Here is a 6,766-nt window from a genome sequence, read left to right as displayed (position 1 = left end):
AACCTTTGGGCTAAAGCCCAACTACGAACCTTTGGGCTAAAGCCCAACTACGAACCTTTGGGCTAAAGCCCAACTACGAACCTTTGGGCTAAAGCCCAACTACGAACCTTTGGGCTAAAGCCCAACTGCGAATTTTGGGCTAAAGCCCAACTGCGAACCTTTGGGCTGAAGCCCAACTACGAACCTTTGGGCTGAAGCCCAACTGCGAACTTTTGGGCTGAAGCTCAACTGCGAACTTTTGGGCTGAAGCCCAACTGCGAACTTTTGGGCTGAAGCTCAACTGCGAACCTTTGGATAGTTCAGATGTGAAATTTATGACTCCTGTCAATAAACTTAACTAAATGTCAAGAAACTCAACTCAGTCGTTCCAGATGTGCCGGCTTTCTGAGCCGGTGGCAAGTGGCAGCAGAAATCGCTACGCTATCTAAAGAGGGAAGCGCAGCGGAATATTTCAGCCTCCACCCAGATTATAGTCGGTCTGGGCAAGGTCATCAATCCCACCGACACCCTTTTTTCCTGTAGCGGCGAAACCTGCTTGTAGAGACGCGACAGGTCGCGTCTGGTGCGTTTGAAATATTATAGCAGTATGCACTTAGGTTAAAACATTAGACCTTCAGGGCAGGCGGGACGCCGTACCTACGTCTATATCCCAGTAGTAATATGGGTTAGGACAATAGGAGCCGGAGTGCGGGGGTGCAAAACAGGCCGAAATGTACGAACCTAAGTGGCTGCTGCTATATTTCCCAACCAGAAAAAACCCTCTCAGCCCCAAGTGAGACAGAGAGTAGGTTTAACTCAGGCAGAAAAAGCGTTCCTGCCGGATTTGAAATCCCAAAACCCAAATGGCCAAACCCAAAACCCAAATTTTGGCATTGGAATCACTCCGCCGCAACCCGGTTTAAAGAACCGTCTCCCACAGCAGAAGACATGGGGATTTCTTCAACAGCGGGCAACTTCTCCAGAGTGAGCCGAGAATTATTCGCACCGGACAAACGCTTCAGCAACTTCGGTTTCGGATCGTGCAGCAAATAAATAATCCGCTCGCCTGGCTGCCAGGGTTCAGATGCCGGCACCACCTCAAACAGCCCATCTCGCTCCCGCAAAAGCGGCACCAACTCTCCGGAACGAATCAGCGCCTGCAAATGAGCTTCTTGAAATTCAAACCCAGCCCTTTTGAGTAGCGTTTCCCCTAACTTTACTTCTCCATCACTGATGTAGTCGTTCCAGGTCTTCAGCGGCACATCCGCTATAAACGGATGAGAAATTTTCGTCTTATTCGCCGGCGCACTCACTTCCGGATCGCGGGGGAAAATCGCCAAAACTCTCGGCGGGTGAAACTCCTCTGCTGCTCGCTGCGCCAGCACTAAATTCACCTCACCATTGCTCGTCATTGTCAGGAACGTTCCCACTGACTCCAGTCCCGCTTCCTCCAAAACCGCAGTATCCAGAGCGCTGCTCAAGAAAACCGGCAAATTTTCCTGCTCAGCTAGCTTGCAAGCGTCTGGATTGGTGTCAATAATCACCACCGACTCTCCCCGTTCCTTGAATAAACGAGCAATCAGCCGCGAGAGAGGATTCGACCCGACAATCACCGCGCCGGTTGCCGTCTTGGAAGTAATCCGAAGCAGCTTAGCCACCGCTCCAGCCGTCAGCCCCTGCAGGAACACCGTCATCATAATTGTCAGGAAAACGAGGGCTTTAATCGAATCTCCCCCGGTTATTCCTCGCTGGGTGAGCAAAATTGCAAACAGGGAAGACACGGAAGCCGAAACAATCCCTCTGGGAGCGATCCAGCAAACAAACAGCTTTTGCCGCCAGTTCAGACCGCTGTTCCAAGTGCAGGCCCAGACATTAATCGGGCGCACCACAAACATCAGCGCCAAGACGGTTAAAACGCTGCCCCAACCCAAGGCGACAATACTAGCGAGAGACAGGTCAGCTGCCAGCAAAATAAACAGCACAGAAACTGCTAGAATAGTAAGCTGACCTTTAAACCGGCGCAACAAGCGCTCCTCTGGAAGAGAGGCAGCTCGCAGCACCAAACCGGCAACCACTGTAGCCATCAGCCCCGACTCGCTGCGGACTTCTTGCGCCAGACCGAACAGCCCCCACAAGCCGGCTAAAACGACGAGATTTTTCAACTCTTCGGAGAGAAATGCGGCTTTTTTGAGGAACAAGCCCATCGCTGCACCGCCGGCAGCCCCAATAGCGCCGCCAATCCCCAGACGGAGACACAACCCCAAAAACAATTTCATGGGGTGGGCGTCGCCATTCAAAATAATATCGAGCACCAAAACCGCCAGAATCGCCCCCACCGGATCGATTAAGACACCTTCTCCTTCGAGTAATGTGGCGACTTGTTTTTCCACTTGCACCTGTTTGAGCAGTGGCCCAATTACGGTGGGGCCGGTGACCACTACCAGAGAAGCGTAGAGAAAGGCAATTGGCCAGGGAAATTCGCCCAGCCAGTGGGCCGCCATGCCGCCCCCCATCAGGGTGATCAGCGTCCCGACGGTGACTAAATTGCGCAGACTCCCCGAAACTTTTCCTAACTCTCGCAGTTCTAGATTCAGCCCCCCCTCGAACAGAATTAGCGCCACAGAGAGGGCCACTATCACCTCCAGACCTTCTCCCAAAAGGTCTGGATGGAGCCAGCTCAAGCCATCATGGCCTAATGCAATGCCGAACAGCAGCAAGAAGACAATGCTCGGGACTTTCAGGTAGTCCGCCACAACTTGAGCACCAATGCCTGCCATGACGGTGAGAACCATCAGCAGGGTAATATTAAAAGGTTCTTCCATAAGCGTGATTAAAGCAGGCTGTACGAGCGAGGTCGTCGTTTCTCAACAAAAGCTGTCCAGACTGGCAGGTGGCGGCAGAATTGGCCATAGCTAGACTTTACCAAGCAATAACTTTAACAAAAATTAAAGGTTAGCGGGGACGCTGCTGGGAGACAATAGCAAGAGCGCGCCGCCGAGCGGATGGGGGCGTAAATGGTAAAACCCTCTCCAAAGCTTGACAGGATAAACCGGCTTGCCTGCGGGCGCGCGCTGTAGCGCAAGACACCCAGATCAAATTAGGATAGCACAGCCTATTCAGTTTGGTTGTGCCGGGAATAACCGTTGAGATTCTGTCCGGTGGCATGGCAGTGCGGTGAGTCCCGCGATCGCCGTTGTTTCGGGCTGAAATGCCCAGCGCCTAGCGCCGGGTATGCCGGGGCGAGACATAGGGGGTGCCGGCACAAAACTCGGGCTCGCCTCCGGGAAAAGCAGGTCCGCATGCCCCTCACTCTTTGAGCAGCAGGTAATACAGCTGCCCCGTCGAGCCGGTGACACCGGCACGCTCGCCGGCTTTCTGTCCAGTGCCCATGAAATAATCGACGCGACCGGCCCCTCTGATGGCGCTGCCGGTGTCCTGGTCGAGAACGTAGCGGCTGACAGTGCGCTGCTCTATCCGCCCTGCAGCATTGTGATAGGGCAGTTTCGCCCGCACCAGGGCTAGGGCACCAGGAGGCATCAAAGATTTATCGGTGGCGATGGAGCGCTCTGCAGTCACCGGCACCTGGATGCTGCCCATTGGCGGGGAACCGTTCGTGTCGCGAAAGAAGATAAAGCGGTTGTTGCGCGGCAGATACTCGCTCAGCTGCGCCGGATACTTGCGGAAATAGTCGATCAGCACCGGCATCGTCAGCCCGTCTAGCTTCAATTCCCCATCGAGGGCTAGCTCTCGCCCGATGCTGGTGTAGGGGTAATTGGTGCCGCCGGCATACCCTACCGCCATCAGGCGGCCATCAGCCAGCTGCAGTTGAGCCGAGCCCTGGATCTGCACCAGAAACGCTTCGAGCCGGTCGCGCAGCCAAACCAATTCTAACCCCCGCAGGGGGCCGCGAGATGCCTGCAAACCGTCTCTCCCTTCCAGTTCGGCGCGAGTGGGGTGGGGTGTGGGCCATTGCTCGAAGTCAGGCGGGCGGCGGTACAGGGGGTAGCGGTACTCAGGCGTGGGGACGGGGCTGGCGGCGTAAATGGGGACGTAGTAGCCGGTGAAAAACACCGACCCCGCACCGTCCCTTCCTTCCGACCTGTAAAACACAAATTCCCGCCTCACAGCGGCTTGCAGTGCTGCCGGCGAGTCAGAGGAACTCACCAGAACGCGAAACCGTTCCAAACTCTTTCTGACGCGCTCTCGCGTAATGTCTGCCGCCGGATACTGCTGGTACGCTTTTGCAGCAGCCGGCGTCTCCAGATACCGCAGGCTGTTGTCAATAGCAGCCAGCAGCGCCTGCCGGTCTCCCGGCTGACCGGCTCTGTCCCAAAGTTGGTCATCTAAACCCAGGATATCCCCGCTCTCCAGACGCTCTGGATTGACGCGCTGCAGCGGCACGCTAGCGAGAGCGCTCAGCTGCGGAGTTCCCAGGGCAGCTCCCAAAGTCAGGATAGCCATTGCTAGCTTCTCTATCATTCTTCGTCGTATGTGGGTCGGTCTACGCTGGAAGTGTAGACCGGCTGCACCCGAATAGCAAGAATGCGGGATGGACGCACAACCATGTACTCACCCTGAATGTTCTTGATCGGTACGCTGATGAAGTCGTTGGAAGAAGATTTCGGCACTAACTCGCCAGCGTACCACTTCTGAAACTCTTGAATGGTCTGGAACTGCACTTCTTCCCGGTGACCGCCCTCCATCATCAGGTGGACGGCATAGTAACTAGGAGCTCTAGGCATACAGAATCGCTATCCTCAACGCATCCCTCTCATCACGAGCGGGGAAATTTAGAAAACCAGACAATTTTCTCAGAAAACTGCCCCAAATACAAAACTGGAGATAGCTGCCGACAGCAGTCTGTCCCCTCAACCGCCAGATGGGCTGCCCCAGGTAAGCATGCTATTTTAGCGCAAAGCGGCCCCGCTCACCTGCCGAGCCGCCGGTGGCGCACGAGCGGATTCCCGCCTCCCCCGGCAGTGATGGCCATCTCACGCCGGGATTTTTCCCCGCTCTTACTATTTTAAACAGCACCCCCCCTTAACTGCACTAACTGAGCGATTTCCTCTTTATTGTCCGATCCTGTCGGGAGCTGCACTGATTCAACTTCTCTCTGGAAAACTCAGGGCTGTCAGTTGCTTGCTGCTCCCTTTATCCACTGAGGAAATCGAGGCCGTTGCGCTTGATTGCTGCTGCGTTTAAACGAGACAGATTTAACACAGCTGATACTTTTAACCCGCCGCCGCCCACTTGCCGGTGGCCATGCCTGTAGGGGCAAACCCCCGCGTCATTGGTGTCTGGTAGAGACAGGGGCGCTTCTCTCATCTCCGGTTAATTGCGCTCTTAATTTTCAAGACTCTCTTCCTAGGCCCTCTTGCTTCTAGGCGTTCTTGGCGTCTGTGGCGGTTCATTCTTAAACTAAATCAATCTAACGTAATATTTCAGAGCCTCTCTCTGTGAGCGCTCGCCTGGTGCCGGACAAAATCAAATAAATGGTGAGCCAGCTGCAATTTGCTGCAAGGGGGAATCTCTGCCTGACGCCCGCCGGCATCGAGAAAAACGGCTCGGTTGGAGTCGCTAGCAAAGCCGCTATTGGGCAAATCGATAGGATTGGCCGCAATCGCGTCCAGTTTTTTCTCTTGCAATTTTTGCCGTGCCGGTGTTATAATGTCGCCCGTTTGTGCGGCAAAACCGATCAGGCGCTGGTGTGGCTGCTTGAGGCCCCCCAGCTGAGCGAGGATATCCGGCACCGGCTGCAAAGGCAGGGATTCCGGCAGGGCGCGCTTCGGCAACTTTTCGGCACTGCACGCCGCCGGCTTGACATCCGCCACCGCTGCCGCCATCACAGTCAAATCGGCATCTGGGAAACACGACCGCATCGCCCGCTGCATTGCCTCCGCACTGGTGGCGGCAATGCAGCGCACCTCTGGCAGATCCGCAATCGCTGCTGTGTCTGCCGGCCCGTGAACCAGGGTCACAGACGCGCCCCGGTGAGCGGCGGCTTGCGCTAGGGCTATCCCCATTTTCCCCGTGGAGGGATTGCCAATGAAGCGCACGGGGTCTAAATGCTCTCGCGTGCCGCCGGCACTGATTAATACCCGCAAGCCGGTTAAATCTCGCTCGCCCTTGGTGTGCAGCAGGGATTCTAGGTGGGCCAAAATCTGCTCTGGCTCTGCCATGCGACCGGCACCGGCCCTGTCGCAGGCCAAAACCCCCGCCCCCGGGCCAACTTTGTGATAGCGCGGATCGGTGAGCGCCAGATCCCAGTTCCGCCGCACCGGCAGTTGCTCCCACATGTCCGTATTCATCGCCGGTGCCAGCAGCACTGGACAGGTGGAAGCCAGCACCGTATTCGTGAGCAGGTTGTCCGCCAAGCCACACGCCAATTTGGCCAGCGTGTTAGCAGTCAGCGGCGCGAGGGCAAACACTTCCGCCCACTCCCCCAGCTCAATGTGCAGCGGGCGTTTGTGGGTTGGCTGCCAGAAACAGGCGTCGGTATAAGCCGGATGCCGGCACAGGGTTGCCACGGTCAGCGGGGTGATAAATTCTTGCGCTCCGGGGGTGAGAATGGCGCGGACTTGCGCCCCGGCTTTGGCTAGGGTGGAGATGACCTCACAGACTTTGTAAGCTGCGATGCCGCCAGTGATGCCAATCAGAATTCGCCTGTCTTGCTGCATAGAGGGGGTTGCATAGTGGAAAGATGATAAAACTCTTTGCATTCATCCGGGGCAACCCCACCCCCTTACCCCTGCCCCTTATCCCCAGAGGGGGTTGGGGGGTGGGGTTC

The 6,766-nt window shown here is 56.1% G+C and carries 5 protein-coding genes; all 5 read right to left on the bottom strand.

The genetic code is table 11. The features are described from left to right. Nucleotides 1-451: 451 nt before the first annotated feature. Complete coding sequence (locus tag OSC10802_RS54625; RefSeq protein ID WP_155968071.1) at nt 452-592, bottom strand: hypothetical protein; 141 nt, start codon at nt 590-592, stop codon at nt 452-454. A gap of 286 nt (nt 593-878) precedes the next feature. Next, nucleotides 879-2,801, bottom strand: coding sequence for a cation:proton antiporter (locus OSC10802_RS0119250; protein WP_017718408.1), 1,923 nt, complete (start codon nt 2,799-2,801; stop codon nt 879-881). Between the two features lie 484 nt (nt 2,802-3,285). After that, a complete protein-coding gene (gene mltA, locus OSC10802_RS0119245) occupies nt 3,286-4,458 on the bottom strand; it encodes a murein transglycosylase A (protein WP_026098629.1) in 1,173 nt (390 codons plus the stop codon). Then, entirely contained in the window at nt 4,455-4,721 is a 267-nt protein-coding gene (locus tag OSC10802_RS0119240) for a hypothetical protein (RefSeq protein ID WP_026098628.1), read from the bottom strand. Before OSC10802_RS0119240 ends, mltA begins: the two co-directional genes overlap by 4 nt. A gap of 699 nt (nt 4,722-5,420) precedes the next feature. After that, nucleotides 5,421-6,656, bottom strand: a complete 1,236-nt coding sequence (gene coaBC, locus OSC10802_RS0119230; protein WP_017718404.1) for a bifunctional phosphopantothenoylcysteine decarboxylase/phosphopantothenate--cysteine ligase CoaBC — start codon at nt 6,654-6,656, stop codon at nt 5,421-5,423. Nucleotides 6,657-6,766: the final 110 nt, after the last annotated feature.

Source organism: Kamptonema formosum PCC 10802 (genome assembly GCF_000332335.1).
Lineage (GTDB): Bacteria > Cyanobacteriota > Cyanobacteriia > Cyanobacteriales > Oscillatoriaceae > Oscillatoria.
Note: the sequence above shows the minus strand (reverse complement) of the source record. Positions and strands in the feature narration are given on the sequence as shown.